This window comes from Paenibacillus ilasis (genome assembly GCF_043195395.1).
GTDB classification, from domain to species: Bacteria; Bacillota; Bacilli; order Paenibacillales; family Paenibacillaceae; genus Paenibacillus_AQ; species Paenibacillus_AQ lautus.
The window spans coordinates 809125-828293 of the sequence record NZ_JBHDJG010000002.1 but is presented as its reverse complement, the minus strand read 5'-3'; the positions used below and the strand labels follow the sequence as shown (position 1 = coordinate 828293).

General features: G+C 50.7%; 17 protein-coding genes. 9 read left to right on the top strand and 8 right to left on the bottom strand.

Annotated features, from left to right (window positions below; genetic code table 11):
- Nucleotides 1-365: 365 nt before the first annotated feature.
- Nucleotides 366-1130, bottom strand: coding sequence for a pirin family protein (locus ACETK5_RS23785; protein ID WP_100540148.1), 765 nt, complete (start codon nt 1128-1130; stop codon nt 366-368).
- A gap of 249 nt (nt 1131-1379) precedes the next feature.
- Here ACETK5_RS23785 and ACETK5_RS23780 point away from each other — a divergent pair, with 249 nt between their 5' ends.
- The 8 genes from ACETK5_RS23780 to ACETK5_RS23745 all read left to right on the top strand — a co-directional run bounded on the left by ACETK5_RS23780 (nt 1380) and on the right by ACETK5_RS23745 (nt 9960).
- Nucleotides 1380-2066, top strand: coding sequence for a response regulator transcription factor (locus tag ACETK5_RS23780; protein ID WP_394058225.1), 687 nt, complete (start codon nt 1380-1382; stop codon nt 2064-2066).
- Nucleotides 2063-3571 carry a sensor histidine kinase gene (locus tag ACETK5_RS23775; protein WP_394058223.1) on the top strand — a complete coding sequence of 503 codons (1509 nt, stop codon included), beginning with the start codon at nt 2063-2065 and terminating at the stop codon, nt 3569-3571. Before ACETK5_RS23780 ends, ACETK5_RS23775 begins: the two co-directional genes overlap by 4 nt.
- A gap of 219 nt (nt 3572-3790) precedes the next feature.
- Nucleotides 3791-4492 (top strand): response regulator transcription factor, encoded by a 702-nt coding sequence (locus ACETK5_RS23770; protein WP_100540258.1) that lies wholly within the window; start codon nt 3791-3793, stop codon nt 4490-4492.
- Nucleotides 4489-5496 carry a HAMP domain-containing histidine kinase gene (locus ACETK5_RS23765; protein ID WP_100540145.1) on the top strand — a complete coding sequence of 336 codons (1008 nt, stop codon included), beginning with the start codon at nt 4489-4491 and terminating at the stop codon, nt 5494-5496. Before ACETK5_RS23770 ends, ACETK5_RS23765 begins: the two co-directional genes overlap by 4 nt.
- A 185-nt stretch (nt 5497-5681) precedes the next feature.
- On the top strand, nt 5682-6452 hold the full coding sequence (locus tag ACETK5_RS23760) for an ABC transporter ATP-binding protein (RefSeq protein WP_100540144.1): 771 nt from the start codon (nt 5682-5684) through the stop codon (nt 6450-6452).
- Nucleotides 6427-8376, top strand: a complete 1950-nt coding sequence (locus ACETK5_RS23755; protein WP_394058220.1) for an ABC transporter permease — start codon at nt 6427-6429, stop codon at nt 8374-8376. Before ACETK5_RS23760 ends, ACETK5_RS23755 begins: the two co-directional genes overlap by 26 nt.
- A 43-nt stretch (nt 8377-8419) precedes the next feature.
- Entirely contained in the window at nt 8420-9031 is a 612-nt protein-coding gene (locus ACETK5_RS23750) for a DedA family protein (RefSeq protein ID WP_100540142.1), read from the top strand.
- An 86-nt stretch (nt 9032-9117) separates the two neighbouring features.
- Nucleotides 9118-9960, top strand: coding sequence for an undecaprenyl-diphosphate phosphatase (locus tag ACETK5_RS23745; RefSeq protein ID WP_394058217.1), 843 nt, complete (start codon nt 9118-9120; stop codon nt 9958-9960).
- Nucleotides 9961-10101: 141 nt separating this feature from the next.
- Here ACETK5_RS23745 and ACETK5_RS23740 read toward each other — a convergent pair whose 3' ends face one another.
- From ACETK5_RS23740 to ACETK5_RS23710, 7 genes are all read right to left on the bottom strand, one after another.
- Entirely contained in the window at nt 10102-10746 is a 645-nt protein-coding gene (locus ACETK5_RS23740) for an N-acetylmannosamine-6-phosphate 2-epimerase (protein ID WP_326112005.1), read from the bottom strand.
- A 29-nt stretch (nt 10747-10775) separates the two neighbouring features.
- Complete coding sequence (locus ACETK5_RS23735) at nt 10776-12266, bottom strand: PTS transporter subunit EIIC (RefSeq protein WP_326112006.1); 1491 nt, start codon at nt 12264-12266, stop codon at nt 10776-10778.
- A gap of 222 nt (nt 12267-12488) precedes the next feature.
- A complete protein-coding gene (locus ACETK5_RS23730; RefSeq protein ID WP_326112009.1) occupies nt 12489-13319 on the bottom strand; it encodes a MurR/RpiR family transcriptional regulator in 831 nt (276 codons plus the stop codon).
- A gap of 205 nt (nt 13320-13524) precedes the next feature.
- Nucleotides 13525-13830: a hypothetical protein gene (locus ACETK5_RS23725; protein WP_100540138.1), complete on the bottom strand. Its 306-nt coding sequence runs from the start codon at nt 13828-13830 to the stop codon at nt 13525-13527.
- 294 nt (nt 13831-14124) lie between these two features.
- Nucleotides 14125-15024, bottom strand: a complete 900-nt coding sequence (locus tag ACETK5_RS23720; protein ID WP_394058215.1) for a helix-turn-helix domain-containing protein — start codon at nt 15022-15024, stop codon at nt 14125-14127.
- Nucleotides 15025-15464: 440 nt separating this feature from the next.
- Nucleotides 15465-16460 (bottom strand): Gfo/Idh/MocA family protein, encoded by a 996-nt coding sequence (locus tag ACETK5_RS23715; protein WP_127594637.1) that lies wholly within the window; start codon nt 16458-16460, stop codon nt 15465-15467.
- Complete coding sequence (locus ACETK5_RS23710) at nt 16457-17455, bottom strand: Gfo/Idh/MocA family protein (protein ID WP_394058213.1); 999 nt, start codon at nt 17453-17455, stop codon at nt 16457-16459. The genes ACETK5_RS23715 and ACETK5_RS23710 overlap by 4 nt, the downstream gene beginning before the upstream one ends.
- A 205-nt stretch (nt 17456-17660) precedes the next feature.
- Between ACETK5_RS23710 and ACETK5_RS23705 the strand changes: the two genes are divergently transcribed.
- Entirely contained in the window at nt 17661-19124 is a 1464-nt protein-coding gene (locus ACETK5_RS23705) for a carboxylesterase/lipase family protein (RefSeq protein WP_394058211.1), read from the top strand.
- The last annotated feature ends 45 nt before the right edge of the window (nt 19125-19169 follow it).

The window sequence follows — 19169 nt, the reverse complement described above, 5'->3', positions numbered from 1 at the left end:
AGGCCATGTCTCGGGACGCATGCTACCATCCTCACAAAAATGCATGCCAACTATTGGCAAAGAGGAGGACTTTAGTCTCTTTTTATACTTAAATTTAGTATAAATAGATTATTATAGAAATAAAACATGCCAAAATAACCCAACCATCCCGGTATAACGAACGCCGGAATTCTCTGTTGGGTCTTTCTGCTTACCATATATACGTATCTTTTCTTCCTATTGTTGCATGAGAGAATATATTTCGATCCTTCTTACAGCTAAAAAAAGCTAAACAAGCCTGTCCAGACGGGTGTCCCCATCTGACAGACTCTAGTTTATCGTACATCCTAAATTTCATTCCACTACAATTTTGTAAACTTTTGACCTTATGGCCTCTTGGAATAGAGCGGATACCCAGGGTTTTCCGGTACGTCAATCAGGATGACCCTCACATTGTCTTGCGCCTTAAGGCTTAGCGTCTCGCCCTGCTTCGTATCCATTACCATAAAGTCCCGCTGACGAAATAGAAGGCTTTCCTCTTCGCCACAAAAGCTGCCTGCTCCCCTTACGGCAAGCACAGCCGCTCTCCTGCCGGACTTCAATTCATACTGAGCTTCGTTCCCGGCCAGAATCTGAATATCCAGCATCCTCACATCCACAGATAAATCGGTTGGTGCGGAACCGCCAATCATCGTTTTAACCAGCCCACCCTGTATGCGGGTTACCGGAAAGGAATCCGGTCGATACTGACGACAGGCAGGATTCTGTTTCAATGAATCGCGAAGATACGGCTCGAACCAAATCTGAAATCCTTCTGCATCCGGCCCAGTCAAACGTTCCTCGTGCGTTAGCCCGGAGCCGGCCCTCATTAATTGCAGGCCTCCAGGCCCCAACTCATCGTGCGTGCCATGCGAATCCTTATGAACGCCCTTTCCCTGAATCATATAAGTCACGATTTCAAAACCCTGATGGGGATGAGGCGCGATATAACCTTCGACGGGCGAACGGAACCAGGACCAATAGAAAAGCGGTCCCACCCGGGTCACGGCAGACCCTTCTCCGGAGAAACCGATCGGCTTCTGCTCCGTTATCCTTCCTCCATCGAGAGAGCCCTTGCTCTGATTCTCGGGTGGATATACATTTCCTATCATGTCCAGTCTCCTCCTTTCACCTATCCATGATTGACCTTGAACAGGTGCTGCATTGATTATCTCGGCTTTAAGATAGTATTAACGATAACAGAATATATATCAACATCCTTAAATTCCCTTATTGAGAATGCATATTTGCGAATCACTTTTCAGTGTATTTTCAGTTTATTTTCAGTTCACGTTCAGACTTCATTCAGCTAGAGCACGTATGATTAAGTTGAAGGAATGAGATAAGAGGAGTTTTGTGCTATGGAATCAATGCATCGTATTCGCGTTTTGCTAGTGGATGACGAGCCTCATATACTGCAGTTTCTGGCGCTTGGTCTGCAAAATGAAGGGTTTGAAGTGCGAACGGCCCCCGATGGGGAACGTGCGATAAGGGAAGCAAGCCGCTTCGAGCCGCATATCATCGTACTGGATGTGATGATGCCGGGAATGGACGGACTTGCGGTATGCAGACGTTTGAAGGCGGAGGGCCGAGATGTCGCGATCATTATGCTTACCGCGAAGGACGAGATTGATGATCGCGTGAAGGGCCTCATGATTGGAGCGGACGATTACATGGCCAAGCCCTTTAGTTTCGAAGAGCTGCTTGCCCGAATTCAAGCAAGGCTGCGCAATCAGTTCCCGAGTCTGCTGGGTGAAATCCGGCTGGGCCCATTCACCATCGATGACCGGAAGAAAGAAATTGCATACCAGGAGGCGGCCCTTGAGCTGTCGCCCACGGAGTATAAACTGCTTAAACTGCTTGTAACCAAACACGGCAGCGTGTTGAGTAAAACGAACATTTTGAATATTGTGTGGAATTACGACTTTGGCGGAGAGGATAACATCGTGGAGGTTTATATCCGATCCCTGCGCGAGAAGCTCGGTGATAAGGAACACCGGGTCATTCGCACGCTTCGCGGAGCCGGCTACCGGGTCGATTTGCCATGAGTTTGCGAAACTGTGCACGTTCATCCGGACCTCCGTCGCTACGTACGCAGCTCCTGTCACGATCCCTCATCGTCTTGGCGCTTCTGCTTGTGCTGATCGGCGCATGGCAATATGTATTGATGAAAAATGCCCTGTTCCGCAATCAAGCCGAGGCGCTTTCCCTCCAGGCTCGCTCTATCCCCGTGGAGCTATGGGAGCCTGATCGGGAGCCGCGCAACCGGCCTGCTGAGCGAAATAACGAAGCCCTTCCGGAAAACCCCCGTCAGGGAGATAGACCTATGCTCTTTCTGCCGAATATGTCGCTTGCCAAGATCGCGGCGAACGGAAACTACACCGACCTGACCAGTGACACCGGTCTCTCCGCACCGCAGCTGACAGCAGGGGCTTATACCTCGATTCTGGAGCAATTCAAAGAGCGCCAGCCCGTTGCGTATGAAGTGATTGACAATACCGAAGGCACCGAGCAGATCGTTGTCTTTCGCCCTTACGGTAGCCCAAACAGCCCTTCCGGTATACTGCAGCTTGGAATGGATGCACAGCCGCTGCATGCCGTTCTGTTGCGGCAGCTGCTGATTTTTGCCGTACTGGCTATACTTGCCATGGCTGCGGGGGTTGCATTGTACTTGCCTTTGCTGCGCCGGACGCTCCACCCGCTGAACCGAATGGTCGAAACGGTAGAACGCACCGACGCCGGAAACTTGGCGGAGCGTATTCCTGCCGTGCAGGGTCAGCGGGAGATTGACCGCTTGGCGGAATCGTTTAACGGTATGCTGAAAAGGCTCGAAGATGCGTTTGAAACGGAACGCGAAGCCAAAGAACAGATGCGGAGGTTTATTGCCGATGCTTCCCATGAGCTGCGAACGCCGCTCACTTCGATTCACGGCTTTCTGGAGGTGCTTGGCCGCGGGGCCGCCGACAACCCGGAGCAGCTGCATGCTGCACTATCCAGCATGCACGGGGAATCCAAGCGCATGAAGAAACTGGTCGAGGATTTGCTTCTGTTAGCCAAGCTTGACCGCAAGCCGGAGCTTCATCTGCAGGATACCCGGCTGGATCGGCTGCTGTTTGAGATGGAGCCCCATTTGAGGATGCTTGCCCAAGGCAGGAACGTAACGATTCAAGCAGCAGCCGTGCTGTGCCGGTGTGACTCCGACAAGATCAAGCAGGTCATCTACAATCTGTTTCATAATGCGGTACAGCATACCGATGCTGCCACAGGGCGGATTACCGTCACGGTGGATAGAACCAAGGACCATGCCGTACTGCTGGTCAGCGACAATGGAGCCGGGATTCCGAAGGAGCATCTGCCCCATCTATTCGAGCGTTTCTACCGCATCGATGAATCCCGGACCAGACAGCACGGCGGTGCAGGTCTTGGACTGTCCATCACCCAGTCCATTATTAACGTGCATGGCGGTCAGATGAGCGTGGACAGCACGGTTAACCATGGAACGGTTTTCCGTGCGGAATGGCCGGGTATCATTCATCCCCTCCTTGATGGCTAAATAACACGAAATCAGAAAACAAGAAAAAAGGAGATCATGAATGCTCATGATCTCCTTAGACTGGTCGATTGGATTTATCATAGTTATTTGTTTGGCAAACTCCCCCCGCTCTCCCAAATGCCACCTACTGTCTTCGCTCACGTAATTTTTCCTTATATCCTGACAATTTGGTACAATACAGACGGTACGAGAATGTCAAATGAAGGGACTATGATCGATATGTTCAAAATTTTCATTGTCGAAGACGATGCCGGGCTGGTCGGCCTACTGAAAGAGTATCTTCATAAATTCGGTTACGCGACGCAGTCCGTTCATGATTTCGAGACGGTACGCGATCAATTTGAATCTTATGACCCTCATCTTGTGCTCCTGGATATCAATTTGCCTAAATTCGACGGCTATTATTGGTGCCGACAGTTCCGCAGCCTCTCCACCTGCCCGATCATCTTCATCTCCGCCCGCGACGGGAAAATGGATCAGGTGATGGCGCTGGAGAACGGCGCCGATGATTATATAACCAAACCCTTTGACTACGAGATTGTCATGGCCAAAATCAAGAGCCAGCTCCGGCGGGCCTACGGCTCCTATGCTGCCGGTCAGAATGAGCGTGTCCTCAGCGTTGCCGGACTCACGCTTGACGTTGAGCGTCTCTCCGTTTCGCTCGGACAGACCCAAGCGGAGCTCAGCCATACCGAGGCCAAAATATTGGACGAATTAATGAAGAAGCCCGAGCAGATTGTCAGCAGGGACCGGCTCCTGGAGAAAATATGGGATGATCAGGCCTTTGTGGACGATAATACACTGAATGTGTACATCACCCGCGTCCGCAAGAAACTCACCGCCCTCGGAATCGAGGACGGTCTTCAAACCGTGCGCGGGCGCGGCTATCGGCTGGTACCGAGCTGGGGGGACGAAGCATGAGGCTATTTCTGCAAGAGCAGCGTCCCTTAATGATTGTCTATATCGCCCAGCTCCTTGTCGTAACCCTGATCTACAGGCTGGACGGTTATCGCAATTTGACGGTCAGCCTGTACGCGGGCATCATCAGCTTGCTGCTGCTGCTCGGCTATCTGGCCTTCCGGTTCATTGCCAACCGTTCCTTCTATAAACGATTGGAGCAGCCGCTCCCGGGAGAATCCCTCACCGGCGAATCCTCGGCAGAATCCTCCCATACCCCGCTCGCCGAAGCGCTTCATCAGCTGCTGAAAACCCAGTTCCGGCATTACACCACGGATCTGCATAACTATAAGCATAAGATTGAAGGCCATCTACAGTTCATCAACCAATGGGCCCACCAGATGAAAACGCCGATATCAGTCATTCACCTGATTCTTCAGGATGACGATGATCCCCGTTTTGCCGCGATCGGCGACGAGCTGGACCGGCTCAAAAAAGGGCTTGATCTGGTGCTGTATACTGCCAGGCTTGATACATTCGAGCATGATTTCCATGTGGAAAACCTGCCGCTTCAGCGAATCGTCCGGAATGTCACCTCCGAGCAAAAGCGTCTGTTTATCCGGCGGAGAATATACCCGTCCATCCGGATCGATTCCGGATTAACGGTAGCCACGGACGAGAAATGGCTTTCTTTTGTGCTGACACAGCTGCTGACCAACGCAGTTCGATATACGCTGAAGGAACAAGGCACCCTCTTTTTCAACGGCTACATCCGGGGGAATCAAATTGTGCTTGAAATCCGGGACGAGGGCATCGGTATTCCCCAAAGCGACTTACCACGGGTGTTCGATCCTTATTTCACCGGAGAGAACGGTCGCCGGTTCCAGGAATCGACAGGCATGGGACTGTTTCTGGTCAAACAAATATGCGATAAGCTTGGACATGCCTTCGAAATCGAATCCAAGGTCGATGAAGGAACGACGGTCCGCATCGTTTTTGCAGATTCTGCAGGCCGCATCGCACCATAAATTCCACCGGCAGATGGAAGGGAACGGCAGTACATGCTCTTTAAGAGCGCTGCGGCTTATTCCCCGATCTGCTTACATCAGTAAAAGAAACCTTACAAGGTTGTAAGGTAACTGTAAGTTACGAATATGGCATGGACGCAAACGAATCTTTTACAATGATAACATCGTTATAGAGGAGTGAAGATATGCCCATCCTGAGCGTCAAGCATCTATCCAAAATCTACGAGGGCAAAGTGGCGTTCCAAGCGCTGAGCAATATTCACTTCAACGTCGCCAAAGGCGAATTCGTCGGCATTATGGGACCTTCCGGCAGCGGAAAAACGACGCTCCTCAATCTGATTGCCACCATTGATCAGCCCACGGCCGGGGAAGTGATCATAGGCGGACGCAATCCCCATCTGCTCAGCAGGAGCGATACCGCTCTGTTTCGGCGCCGGGAGCTGGGCTTCGTCTTCCAGCATTTCAATCTGCTGGATACGCTGACCGTTGAGGAAAACATCGTTCTTCCGCTGACGCTGGAAGGCATGCCGCTGGACGAAATGGGCATCCGGCTGAACCGGATCGCAGACCGGCTCGGCATTGGGTCCATTCTGCACAAGCATACCTACGAGATTTCCGGCGGACAGATGCAGCGCACCGCCATCGCCAGGGCGCTCATTCAGGAGCCGTCCCTGATTCTGGCCGACGAGCCCACGGGAAACCTGGACTCCAGAGCCTCCAAAGAAGTGATGCAGACGCTATCCGCTTCGAGCAAAGAGGCTTCCGCAACGATTCTCATGGTCACTCATGATCCGGTGGCAGCCAGCTACTGTGACCGCGTCTTGTTCATCAAGGACGGTCAACTATATAATGAAATGTATTGCGGTGACAACCGCCAAGCCTTTTTCCAGAAAATCATCGACATGCTGGCGCTGCTGGGAGGAGGAAGTCATGACCTTTCGACAATTCGCTTTTAGGAATGTCCTGAGGAATAAGCGGACCTATGCGGCCTATTTCTTAAGCAGTGCATTCTCCGTCATGATTTTCTTTGTGTGCGCGCTGTTCCTGTTTCACCCTTCCATCACGGACGAGATGTTCTATCCGGTTGTGATCCAGGCGATGGTTGGCGCAGAGCTAATTATGTACGTATTCTCGTTTTTCTTCGTGCTGTATTCCGTCGGGGCTTTCTTGAAGACCCGTAAGCGCGAGTTCGGCATTCTGTTCATGCATGGCATGACGGACCGCCAGTTTAACAAGATGGTGTTTCTTGAAAATATGATCATCGGCGTAAGCGCGATTGCAACGGGCATCCTGTTCGGCATCATTACAGGCAAGCTGTTCCTGATGGCAGGCTCAGCCTTTCTCGGAGTCCCGCCCCTGCCGTTTCGACTGAGCCTGCGCGCGCTGGGGCTGACGATCGCGAGTTATGTGCTGCTGTTCCTCATCATCTCGCTGTGCACACCCTGGCTGTTGCGGCCCAAAGCGCTAATCGACTTGTTCCAGTCCGGACAGCGGCCGAAAACCGCGCCCAGGACATCGCCGTGGTTATCCATTTTGGCGGCTGCCCTGCTGTTGGTCAGCTACGGCCTGGCGGCCACGACAAGCGCATCGACCCTTGCGCTGCGCATGTTTCCGGTTACCTTCATGACGATGATCGGCACGTATCTGTTGTATACCCAGCTTGGAGTTGCTCTCGTGCGGAGGTTGAAGCAAAGCCGCCGGTTAGCCTGGAGAAGGACCAAGCTGATCTCGCTATCCAGCCTGCAATACCGGCTGAAGGATCATGCCCAGATGTTCTCGATGGTGACGATCGTGCTGGCCGTGTCTTTTTGCTCGGTAGGCGTATTTGCCTCCATCCCGGTGCTCACGAAGCAGTTCAACGAGGACTTCCCAGCCGCCATCGGTTATCTCGCCAAAACGGGAGATGCCTCCGAGGAGCAGCATTTGAACGAAATCCGGCATGAGCTTGAATCGAGAAAAATACCGTTTGAAACGCTATCGTTTCGCGTTAAATATACGGATGCCGTACTGGCATCGGCGCAGGTCGGTCCATCGGAGATTCCGTTGACACTGATCTCGTTCTCCGACTATAAGGCGGCCGTCGTGATGGCGGGACTGCCGTTTAACGAACAGCCGCCGAGCGGCGAGGAGGCCCTTGTCCTCATTGCTTCGCAAAACGACAGAGCTTATATCCGCAACCGGGATTACGCTTCTTACCGGCTGCGGGATTCCGACATCCGGCTGCGTGAAATCGGTTATTCCGATCATGTCGGCGTGCCGGAATATTTGCTGCCGGAGATAGATGACGATTCCCGTTTCGGCGGACTGGTCGTCAGCGACGACATCTTCGCCGCTGTCACGGATCCGGTCCGGCAGGAACGCTACACCGGCTTCTACGTGAATGATTTTACGGAGACCGAGGGCATCGTCCCTCACTTGGCCCCGAGCGGTGCCGTGCGTTATGAGATGGACCGGCCTTACGCGCTGGCGGTCAGCGGCACGCTGTTTGCCCTTCGGGACAGCCTGTACAATATGCTGCTCTTCGCGGCATTGCTTGTGGGCACGGTGTTTTTTATCGCGGCAGGAAGCTTCCTGTACTTCCGCCTCTATGCCGATCTGGATTACGACCGCAGGCATTATGCCACGATATCCCGGCTCGGGATGACGGATAAGGAGTTCCGGCGGATCGTAACCGGACAGCTGGCGCTGCTGTTTTTTGTACCGATCAGCCTTGCGATCGTGCACAGCATCTTTGCTTTCATCGCGCTGCAAAGCTATTTCTATTTATCCATTGCGGCTGAAATGGGCATTGTGCTGATCAGCTTCCTGATGATGCAGGTCCTGTACTTCTTTTTCATCCGCAGCCAGTATCTGCGCAAGCTGAAGCAGACCCTTATATAAAGGATGGCAGAGACATCCTTATCTTTTGAAAGAGGTGTAACTTTTGGAAAACTGGATTACGGACATTATGGAGAAGTTCGGCTATGTCGGCATCCTGCTGATGATTGCGCTGGAAAACGTATTTCCGCCGATTCCCTCCGAGGTCATTCTTACCTTCGGCGGATTTATGACCACCTACACGAAACTGACGGTCCCGGGCGTCATTATTGCAGCTACGATCGGATCTATAGCCGGTGCTGTTATTCTGTACGGAATTGGTCGCCTGCTCGATGTTGAGCGGCTTGAAAAAATCGTGGATCGCTGGGGGCATATCCTCCGCGTCAAAAAAGAAGACATCCGCAAAGCGGATGCCTGGTTCGATAAATACGGCTACTGGACCGTGCTGTTCTGCCGTATGATTCCACTGATCCGGAGCCTGATCTCCATCCCGGCAGGGATGTCCAACATGAAGTTCGGCATGTTCCTGCTCTTCACGACCATCGGTACCCTGATCTGGAACGTTATTCTGGTATGCGTGGGAGCCGCTGTCGGTGATTCATGGGAAAATATCGTGGCCTTCATGGACGTCTATTCCAATATCGCTTATGCTGTAATAGCTGTGGCCGTGATTGCGTTCCTGTTCTTTTTCTTCCGCAAGCGGAGAAAGTCAGCTTAAGTCAGCTTTGGATCACACGCATTTCATGCCATTCATCATTCATATCATTACATTTAATATTTTTTGTAAGGGAGAGACTATAGGTCATGGATTTTTTAACCATCCTCAAAGCAATTATTCTGGGAATCGTCGAGGGACTGACCGAGTTCGCTCCTGTATCCTCTACCGGTCATATGATCATCGTTGATGATATGTGGCTGAAATCCGAGGAGTTTCTGACGAAATACGTAGCCAACACGTTCAAGGTCGTCATTCAGCTCGGCTCCATTCTCGCCGTTATCGTGGTGTTCAAGGACCGCTTCCTGGATCTCTTGGGACTCAAGCGCAAAAAACCAGAAGCCGGCGTACCGGCGGGTACGGGCAGACTGAGACTCAGCCAGGTTATCGTCGGTTTGATTCCGGCGGGCGTGCTGGGCGTCTTGTTCGAAGACCTTATTGACGAGCATTTATTTTCTACCGAAACGGTGCTGATCGGGCTTGTGATCGGAGCCATCTTCATGATCGTTGCCGATAAGGTCAGCTCGAAAAAAGAGCCGAAAGTGGTCACTGTCGATCAAATTACGTACAGGCAGGCATTCAGCGTCGGACTGATTCAATGTCTGTCGCTCTGGCCAGGCTTCTCCCGCTCCGGCTCCACCATTTCCGGAGGCGTCATGCTGGGCATGAGTCATCGCGCAGCGGCTGACTTTACCTTCATTATGGCTGTGCCGATCATGTTCGGAGCCAGCTTCCTGTCGCTGCTGAAGAACTGGGAATACTTCACGCTCGAGGCTCTTCCGTTCTTCATCGCCGGATTCGTAGCGGCTTTCGTCTTCGCTTTGATCTCCATCCGCTTCTTCCTGAAGCTGATTAACCGGATCAAGCTGGTGCCGTTTGCGATTTATCGGATCGTGCTCGCTGTTATTATTGCGTTGGTGCTTTATCTGTAAAACCGTTCGTTCATGTATATGGAATGCACAAGATTGAAAAAAGGCGGGGCTGTCCCTAAGTCATCTTCAATGACTTTTGGGACAGCCCCGCCTTTGATTAAGGGTGCGCGTATAGCTATCGTTCTAACTGTATCTCTTTTGTTATAGAATTTCGTTTACCGCATTCGAGAACCATTTCGCGATGATTTGCGGCCTTGTGATGGCGCTGCCTACAACCACACAATAAGCTCCCATTTCGATCGCTTTTGCAGCCTGCTCCGGCGTGTTGAAGTTGCCTTCTGCAATGACTGGCTTCTTACACTGCTTAATCAGTTCTTCCAGCACGGTGAACTTCTCCACATGCTGAGACTGCGGTGTATAACCAATAAGTGTCGTTCCGATGTAGTGGAACCCCAATCGTTCTGCTCGCAACCCCTCTTCCGTTGTGGAGATATCCGCCATGAACTTCTGCGAAGGATATTTTGTAAAGATCGATTGCAGGAATGCCTCATCCTGATCCATCGTTGCTTGCACAGCAATAATCTCAACCCCCGTACCAACAAGCGCATCTACTTCGGTCATGGTCGCTGTAATGAACGATTGCATGCCCGGATAGTCTTTTTTGATAATGCCAATAATGGGCAGCTCAACTTGCTTCTTTATTTCCTCGATGTCTTCAACGCTATTAGCACGGATCCCCACCGCACCGGATTCGGCTGCCGCAATGGCCATACGTCCCATAATAAATGAACTATGCAACGGTTCGCCTGGCAAAGCCTGACATGATACAATTAATCCTCGTTTCACAATATGTTCCCTCCATGCCCTATCCTCTTTTATTCTTCTCCAATAGCCTCATTTATCTTTTGTTTAATTAAGTCGGCTTTTGCGCCAAATACAGCCTGAATCCCGCCTTTTACTTCCAATACTGCAGTAGCACCCAGTTCTTTGATTGTATCCTTATCTACTTTCGATACATCTTTGACTGCAACACGAAGTCTTGTAATACATGCATCGACATCTTCCAGGTTCTCCTTGCCACCAAGTGCATTCAGCACTTTCATCGCGGTCTCTCCAATACTGTCCTTGGTTTCAACCGATACGCTCTCCCCATCACTTTCACGTCCCGGTGTCGCCACATTGAATTTCGTTATTAAGAAACGGAACACAAGGTAATAGATGACAGCCCAGAAAAGCCCCACAATAATGACATAGATCCAATTAGTTTTGGCATTCCCCTGCAGAACCCCAAAGAGCATGAAGTCGATGGCCCCGCCAGAGAAGGTATTCCCGATACGAACGGATAACATATCCGCGATCATAAAGGATAGACCATCTAGAGCCGCATGAATCACATATAACCAAGGAGCGACGAATAAGAACATAAACTCAATAGGCTCCGTAATCCCTGTCAGGAACGATGTCAGCGCAGCACTAAAGAACAAACCAAACACAAGCTTGCGACGGTGCTTCGGAACGCAATGATACATTGCAAGACATGCCGCAGGAAGACCAAACATCATCGTAGCAAAACGTCCTGCAAAAAAACGGGTTCCTTCGGAGAACATTCCAACATGATTCGGATCAGCCAGTTCGGCAAAAAAGATTTTCTGCGCACCCACCACTTGCTGACCTGCAACCGTGGCGACACCGCCCAGCTCTGTGAACCAGAACATCGGATAAATCATATGGTGTAGACCAACAGCACCTGTAAGACGAAGCAAGAATCCGTATAAATAGGTACCGAAATATCCCATTCCGGCTATAGCAGTCCCTGCCGCTACCAGCCAGCCTTGAAACGTAGGCCAGATTAAGAAGAAGATCCCGCCTACAAAAATAGCACTAAAAGATGAGACGATCGGAATAAACCGTGAGCCTCCAAAAAATCCTAGAAAGGAAGGTAATTGAATCCCACGGTATCGATTGTTCAAATAAGTAACCAGGATACCAATGACAATAGCCCCTACAACTCCGGTGTCAATGGATTCAACGCTTGGATTAAATACCGTGATCATTGCACCAATCGATGCATTCATAACCAGGAACGAGACGGCTGCCGCCAGCGCAGCAGTACCTTTATCTTTTTTCGCTAGCCCCACGGCAAGACCAATACACATGATTAGCGCTAAGTTGGCAAACACAACATTGCCGGCTGCCGACATAATTTGAAAAACAGCTTGTAAAAACCGCGTATTCAGAATCGGATATGCAGCAATCGTATTCGCATTCGATAAGGCTCCCCCAATCCCAAGCAGCAAACCCGCAGCAGGTAGGATTGCAATCGGTAACATAAATGACTTACCAAGTTTTTGCAACTGTTTAAACATGGATTTTCCTCCTATTGGATCAATCATTGTATTCCATCGCGATATGTCAATTCTACATCATGAAATTATTTTAGTAAATACAATTTAACTGAAATAATTTTATTTTTGGTAAATAAGCTATGACACTTAGTATGAACAATCACAATAAAAAACCTGTGTCCCTCCAGCAGACGAAAAATACGTCAACTTCTGAGGTTCACAGGTACGATGAAAGCTTTATTATTAATCCATTCGGTTGTGTTCAAGAATCGTATTCACTGTAATTTGCATCCGACTATTTAAATCCGCATCCTCGAGTAAGATCATACATAAAATATCTATCGCATACATGACGGAAAATTGACTATTTACAAACCTTTCTTTATCAACAAACAATGTATTGGAGACCAAAATAAAAGAGTCCACTTGTTGCGCCAGCGTACTTTCGGAGAAGCTGGTCAGACAGATGACTTTGCACCCATTATTCTTTGCAATTCTGGTTGCGTCGACAATGACGGACGTTTCCCCTGAACTGGAAATCGCAATAACGAAATCATTCTCATTCACGATCGAACTATTGATCAGCATTAAATGAGAATCCGTAATACTCTGCACATTGAAGCCCATACGCAGCAAACGAAGCATCATTTCCTTCGCTGAAAGTCCCGAGCTCCCGATTCCGTATATGTAAATTCGTGCTGCGCTCTTAATCGCTTCAGCAAGTCGATGCAAATATGTAATGTCCAGCAATTGATTCGAACGCTCAATGACCGTCTGATAGAATTTAGATACTTGTATGAGAATATTGTCCTCCGCCGAAGGAGCCGTCGCAGTACGAAGCCTGCCCAACTGAACCTTCAATTCGGCAAAATTACGGCAACCAATCTTCTTGCAAAAATGCGTGATTGTCCCATTCGAGACACCAACATGGTTCGCCAGCACAGATATATTCATGTTATTAATTGATTGACCTTCTTGAAGAATATAATTCGCTACCAACTGTTCTTTCTTCGAGAAACTCGGATATAACTGCTGAATAACCATATAAATATCCATTGAATCCACCACCGCCATTTGGGAATTATAACAAAAAAAGCATGTGGATTCAATATTATTGCTATGGGCGTGAATGCTAGTGCCCATCCTGAATCCTAGTTCGTAAAAACGGATATTACAGAGAATGATATCGAGCTCGTCCGGAAGACCGATTTTTAGTAAACAACGTCCGTTCTGTCCGTCAACGAATATCATAAATGCGGGTACTTCGAGGAGCAGACTACTACAGTTGGTCCTTTGAATAATACCGTACCCTCTTACCATGACAGCTGGCGTATTCAATCTCAGCCCGAGTGCTGTCTCCAATATAGCCATTCACATCGATTACAAAGATTTCGTCCGACATATCGATTTTGCGGAAGTGCAGCTCTTTAAGCTTCCGCTCCTGCTCCTCCGTGATCTCGATCCCGTCGCTCTGCTCAAAAAAACCGACACTAAGAACGATATGTCCGCTTAACGTAAGCGCAGCTTCGACTTCCCGAAACTGTGCTTTAAACTTGGTCGAGCCGCATAGCGTTATTACCTGCATCGTACACCTTCCTTTTGGTAAATAGATACTCGTACTCTTCAGAAATATCGTGGACAAGAAAAGATGCGGATGATAAAAGTTTCTAATGCGCTAAATGCTCTCTATGATTGTCAGAATGATAGGGATAATTGCTCAAGACCATCATAGGAGTAAATATGGTGCAGCGCAACCATTCATCCATGAAGAAAAAGCCCTCCGATAAGGAGGGACTTCTGCCTAATGGTTGTACGGGGAATCCCCTATCCATCGATGAGCCAGGATTCATTCTCAATAGCAGCTTGAAACCCCTCTGCCTCACTCTTCAAACGATAAATTGGCGGGCTCCTCCAGCAGCTCATAGTGAAAGTCGAGGTTCGTCGTAGGTACGCTGAGATCCACCTCTTCAAAGCGGAAGCTGTCCACCCACACCTTGCCTGTCCCCATCAGCAGGACACCGATCGAAATCGTGGCGCTGTCCTCGGGTACGTCGAGCACGATCGCATAGTGATTCCAGTGCGTGCTGCCCACAATGCGCCGGTCATTCATATTATCGAATTGGAGCACGTCTTCCGCACGATTATCGACGCGCATCCACAGCCCGCAGTATTCTTTGACGTTCTCGGTTTTGACAAAGCCGGAGAACCGCATCCGCTTGCCCGCATACTTGTCGGCTTTGAACTGCTGCATCATGGTCGCAAAAGCGCCATCTTCCGTTGGGGTAAGGGCCTTTAGGTAACCGGAAGTGCTTCCTTGGTGGACGGTGGACCGGTCGACGCCGATTTCATAATCATGCGGATGACTTCCGCTCAGAAACCAGCCTTTTAATGCGGATTGCGTTTGCTGCTGCATATGATCCTCTCCTTTTTGGTAGCTTGAGTGTTGAGCGTGAACCGCAAAGATTTTCCGGTAACGCCCCGGCGGCATGCCGTACAATTTTTTGAATGCTCTCGTAAACGACTCCTGACTCTCGAAGTGACAGTGCAGGGAAATGTCGATAATCGCAGCCTCGGAGTGCAGCAGGAGCTGTGCTGCATAACAGAGTCTTCGTTTTCTAAGGTAATCCGCGATATTCATGCCAACCTCCTTCCGAAACAAGCGGTGGAAGTGATATGGCGAAAACCCCGCATAGGATGCAATATCCGTGAGGGTCAGCTGCTCCTCCAGATGCTGCTCCATGTACGCTATACTTTTTTGGATGATACGCTGGGTACTCAAGGTCAGGCCCTCCTTTGTTATTAGGATACCAAACGGGAGAAGAGCGTTTTTGATCTTTTTTGCCAACATAAGATAACCGTCTGTCGACGTGATTTCTCGCAAAACCAATCGCAAATAGCGGAAGCTGTCTTCTTGCGGAGATCAGGGAGGCTCAAGCTCTGAAGTTTAATTTTCTGAAATAAAAAAAAGCCCCTTCGATTACGATCATCGAAGAGGCCTATTGCAAGCGAACTCATGCCATAAGAAAGCTAAGACGCGCCTCAACCGAGGCGTGGCTCCGTGATTCACAGCAGTCTCGTCTCGGGCAGGAAAAATGTATGTCATCCCTGATGACAGTTTCCTCTACCCGTTGTAATTCGGCGGATCCCCGAACTCCAGGGCACTCCCCCATTATATAGCCGAGCGCATTCTGCTGTACGGCTAAGCCGCATACTGCACCATTACCCCAGCGGTTTCAGTTGAACGGTACGCTTGGTGCTTGCGGATTCGTACGCTGCAATGGCTACACGGGCAGAATAGTAGCCGTCTTCCCCCGTTATTTCGACCGGCTTGCCATCGCGAATGCTGTCGATAAAGCTGTTGACGAGACCTGCGTCCATGTCATCGCCCCAGAAGCTCCACGCCGCTTTACCAGTTACATCGCTGTAGACATCGTTCTTCTGAGCAAAGGAATCAATGTTCAGCACACCCTTGGTGCCAATGATCTCAAGCGTGACATCCCCCCAGGTAGGGAAGGTGCGATTACGGGACCAGCTTGGGTCCAGTACAGCAACAACGCCATTCGCGAATTTGACGTGGACCATGCCGGCATCGTCAATCTCTGTGTCATGGAAGAGTGTTTCCGCATGGGCGTATACTTCCTCTGCCTTGCTGCCGGTAAACCAGTGCATCAGGTCCATCACATGGACGGTATGGTCCAAGACAGCCCCGCCGCCCGACTTCTCCCGTTCGATAAACCAGCCGCCCGGCATGCTTCCCCGGTTGGTTCCCTTCATGGCCAAAATTTCGCCGATTTGCCCTGCGTCAATCGCTTCCTTCGCCTGACGAACGGACGTAATATAACGGCAAGGAAAAGCCGTCATGAGCTGAACGCCATGATCCTTGCACACTTGAATCATCTCCAGCATTTCGGACTCGGACAAGCCTAACGGCTTCTCGCACAGCACATGCTTACCCGCCGCAGCGGCAAGTTTGGTGAATTCCGCATGACGCGCATTCTCCGAACAGATGACAACCGCATCCAGTTCCTGTGCCAGCAATTCATTATAGTCTGCATAATACGGTATGCCCCGGTCCACGGAGTAAGGGCGCACGCGCTCCGCGTCTTCATCGGCGACGCCGACCACCTCGACATCATCTCGCTTCAGCATGCCAAATAGATAGCTCGCTGCATGCATATGGGCAAAGCTGATAAAGCCTACTTTAACTTTCTTCATGAAACCGTCCCTCCGATCGTCACGGGCTGTCCAGTCTGGGCCGATTGCTCCGCTGCCTGAGCGATTTCAACGGCGTAGCAAGCATCCTTAATACTTACGAGCGGCTCGCTGCCGTTTCGGATGCACTCGATAAAATGCTGCACCTCGTTATAATAAGGGTCATACAGGCTTGGGCTTGAAGGAACCTGTACGGCTGCTCCCTCGCCTGCCTCCGCATTCACCAGTTTAATGTCCAGAGACTGCACCTGATTGCTGTCAAATCTTATAATTCCCTGGTCTCCCGAGATCTCGAACTGCGTTGTAAACGGTCCGGGATACCCCCAATAGCCGGTTAGACTGGCGATTGCGCTATTTTTAAAATGAAGCGTAAGCTGGGCATACTCCATCTCAGGCTCATCCCGCTTAACGATGGAAGCATACACCGACTCCACATCCCCGAACAGCCAGCAGGCAAAATCGATATCGTGAATCATGAGGTCCATGATAACACCGCCGCTTTTGCCCGGGTCGTTATACCATCCATCCATACCCTGCGGGTATGAGCCGTACCGCTTAAAGTGAGCCATCTTCGGTGTTCCGATGCTTCCGGAGTGAGCCTGCCGATAAGCGTCATGATAGTTCGGGAAGAACCGGACGACATGTCCGATAAACAACCGGACTCCGTGCTTCTCGCAGGCTGCCTTCATTTCCTGTGCATCCTCCAGCGTTAATGCTGCCGGCTTTTCGCAGATCACGTGCAGTCCTTTTTCAGCTAACTTCAGTACAAACGGTTTATGGAGATAGGTGGGCAGACACACCGCAACCGTTTCCAAATCTTTTTGTTCAAACAGCGACTCTACATCCGTGTATGCCTTCGCCCCGGTCAAAGCTGCTGCCTGCTCAGCCCGCCCGGCGTTAATATCAACCACGCCTGTCACCGTTACTCCCGGCATTTTCGCCAAGTTGTGCGCATAGGCCGTTCCCATCGTTCCACAGCCCAAAATCGCTATGTTCATGCTTATCCCTCCAGTATACCTGTAATGACTTGGACCAAAAGGTGATGCCGTATCCGTTGTCCGCGAATACTACTCCACCCTGTTACATTCTTCATGTGACATGACATTCCTGCCTATATTTCACATGATTCGTGCTTTTTTGAACTTATGCCGCTAACTTGGTAAAGTGTATATATAGAGTAGAGAGAAAGGGTGTAGCGAGAACATGTCAGAACTTGTCGTTCAAACAAAAGACGGGCGTATTCAAGGCAGTTCGGAAAACGGAGTACGTGTATGGAAGGGAATCCCTTATGCAAAGCCACCGATCGGTCCGCTTCGGTTCCGTGCTCCCGTATCCCCCGATCCATGGGACGGGATAAAAGATGCCACCGCCTTCAGCCCCATGTGCCTTCAACCGCTTGAATCCACCTCAAGCATGCTTGGCGGAGGAGTGACCAAAACGGTGTCCGAGGATTGCCTCTATCTCAATGTGTGGGCACCCCTGAACACGCCGGCGGAGCCGCTGCCCGTCATGGTATGGATTCACGGGGGCACTTTTGTCACAGGCTCGGGCAGCTTGCCAAGCTATAACGGCGCGCCCTTCGTTCTCCGTGGAGACGTGATTGTGGTAACGCTCAATTACCGGCTGGGTCCGCTCGGCTTTCTCCATCTCTCTCCATTCGGTGAAGCCTATTCCTCCAATACCGGTTTATTGGACCAGATCGCCGCCCTGCAATGGGTGCGGGATCATATCGCGGCCTTCGGCGGCGACCCAGAGCGAGTGACGGTATTCGGAGAGTCGGCCGGCAGCATGAGCATTGCAGCCTTACTAGCAATGCCGGCAGCCAAAGGGTTGTTCCACCGGGCCATCATGCAAAGCGGTGCTGCCCAGGTCATGGCTCCGGAACAGGCAAAGATGGTAACGGCTGGTTTGCTTAAGGAGCTGGACATAACGCCTGATAAGGCCCATCAGCTTGAATCCCTCACAGGTGAGCAAATATTTGAAGCCGGGGAACGGCTGAAGAAACGAATTGGAGCCGGCGTCAACATGATCTTCCAGCCGGTGCTGGAACCGGACACGCTGCCTCATGATCCGCTGCAGGCTGTTCAATCGGGCTGGGCCAAGGACGTGCCGATCCTAATCGGAACAAATCACGATGAAGGGGCTTTGTTCTTCCGACCGGACATGCCGCTTGTGAAGGAGAACGATCTTGTCCGCACCGTGGAGATGATGACCGGTATTGAGGATGCCGCCCCAATCACCAAGGAGTACCCGTACAGCATCGACGGACATGCCCAGATTATGACCGACCTGTATTTCTGGCGCTCGGCCCTGCAGTTCGCTTCCGCTCAGAGCAAACACGCGCCGGTATGGATGTACCGATTCGATTGGACGCTGCCGAATCATCCGGTTCTCGGCAAAGCGATGCACGCCCTGGAAATCCCGTTTGTATTCAACACGCTGGCGCTGTTTCAGAACATCGGTGTTCAAGTCGATGCCGCTACGCAAACCCTGTCCGACCGGATGCAGGATGCTTGGATTGCATTTGCGCGCAATGGCTCACCGGATACGGAGGCGCTGCCGTGGCCTGCTTATGATCGGGCATCGCGTTCAACGATGATATTCAACAACGACAGCAGGATCATCGAGGACCCGGATGCGGAGAAGCGGGAAATGCTGCAATTATAAAATAGCAAGCCATAAGCAAGGAGTCCCTTATGCCAATAGAATCCT

Excerpts from the sequence above, each read along its gene's own strand:
- ACETK5_RS23785 (WP_100540148.1), bottom strand. The coding sequence starts at position 1,130 with ATGATAGGAAATGTATATCCACCCGAGAATCAGAGCAAGGGCTCTCTC.
- ACETK5_RS23780 (WP_394058225.1), top strand. The coding sequence starts at position 1,380 with ATGGAATCAATGCATCGTATTCGCGTTTTGCTAGTGGATGACGAGCCT.
- ACETK5_RS23775 (WP_394058223.1), top strand. The coding sequence starts at position 2,063 with ATGAGTTTGCGAAACTGTGCACGTTCATCCGGACCTCCGTCGCTACGT.
- ACETK5_RS23770 (WP_100540258.1), top strand. The coding sequence starts at position 3,791 with ATGTTCAAAATTTTCATTGTCGAAGACGATGCCGGGCTGGTCGGCCTA.
- ACETK5_RS23765 (WP_100540145.1), top strand. The coding sequence starts at position 4,489 with ATGAGGCTATTTCTGCAAGAGCAGCGTCCCTTAATGATTGTCTATATC.
- ACETK5_RS23760 (WP_100540144.1), top strand. The coding sequence starts at position 5,682 with ATGCCCATCCTGAGCGTCAAGCATCTATCCAAAATCTACGAGGGCAAA.
- ACETK5_RS23755 (WP_394058220.1), top strand. The coding sequence starts at position 6,427 with ATGACCTTTCGACAATTCGCTTTTAGGAATGTCCTGAGGAATAAGCGG.
- ACETK5_RS23745 (WP_394058217.1), top strand. The coding sequence starts at position 9,118 with ATGGATTTTTTAACCATCCTCAAAGCAATTATTCTGGGAATCGTCGAG.
- ACETK5_RS23735 (WP_326112006.1), bottom strand. The coding sequence starts at position 12,266 with ATGTTTAAACAGTTGCAAAAACTTGGTAAGTCATTTATGTTACCGATT.
- ACETK5_RS23730 (WP_326112009.1), bottom strand. The coding sequence starts at position 13,319 with ATGGCGGTGGTGGATTCAATGGATATTTATATGGTTATTCAGCAGTTA.
- ACETK5_RS23725 (WP_100540138.1), bottom strand. The coding sequence starts at position 13,830 with ATGCAGGTAATAACGCTATGCGGCTCGACCAAGTTTAAAGCACAGTTT.
- ACETK5_RS23715 (WP_127594637.1), bottom strand. The coding sequence starts at position 16,460 with ATGAAGAAAGTTAAAGTAGGCTTTATCAGCTTTGCCCATATGCATGCA.
- ACETK5_RS23710 (WP_394058213.1), bottom strand. The coding sequence starts at position 17,455 with ATGAACATAGCGATTTTGGGCTGTGGAACGATGGGAACGGCCTATGCG.
- ACETK5_RS23705 (WP_394058211.1), top strand. The coding sequence starts at position 17,661 with ATGTCAGAACTTGTCGTTCAAACAAAAGACGGGCGTATTCAAGGCAGT.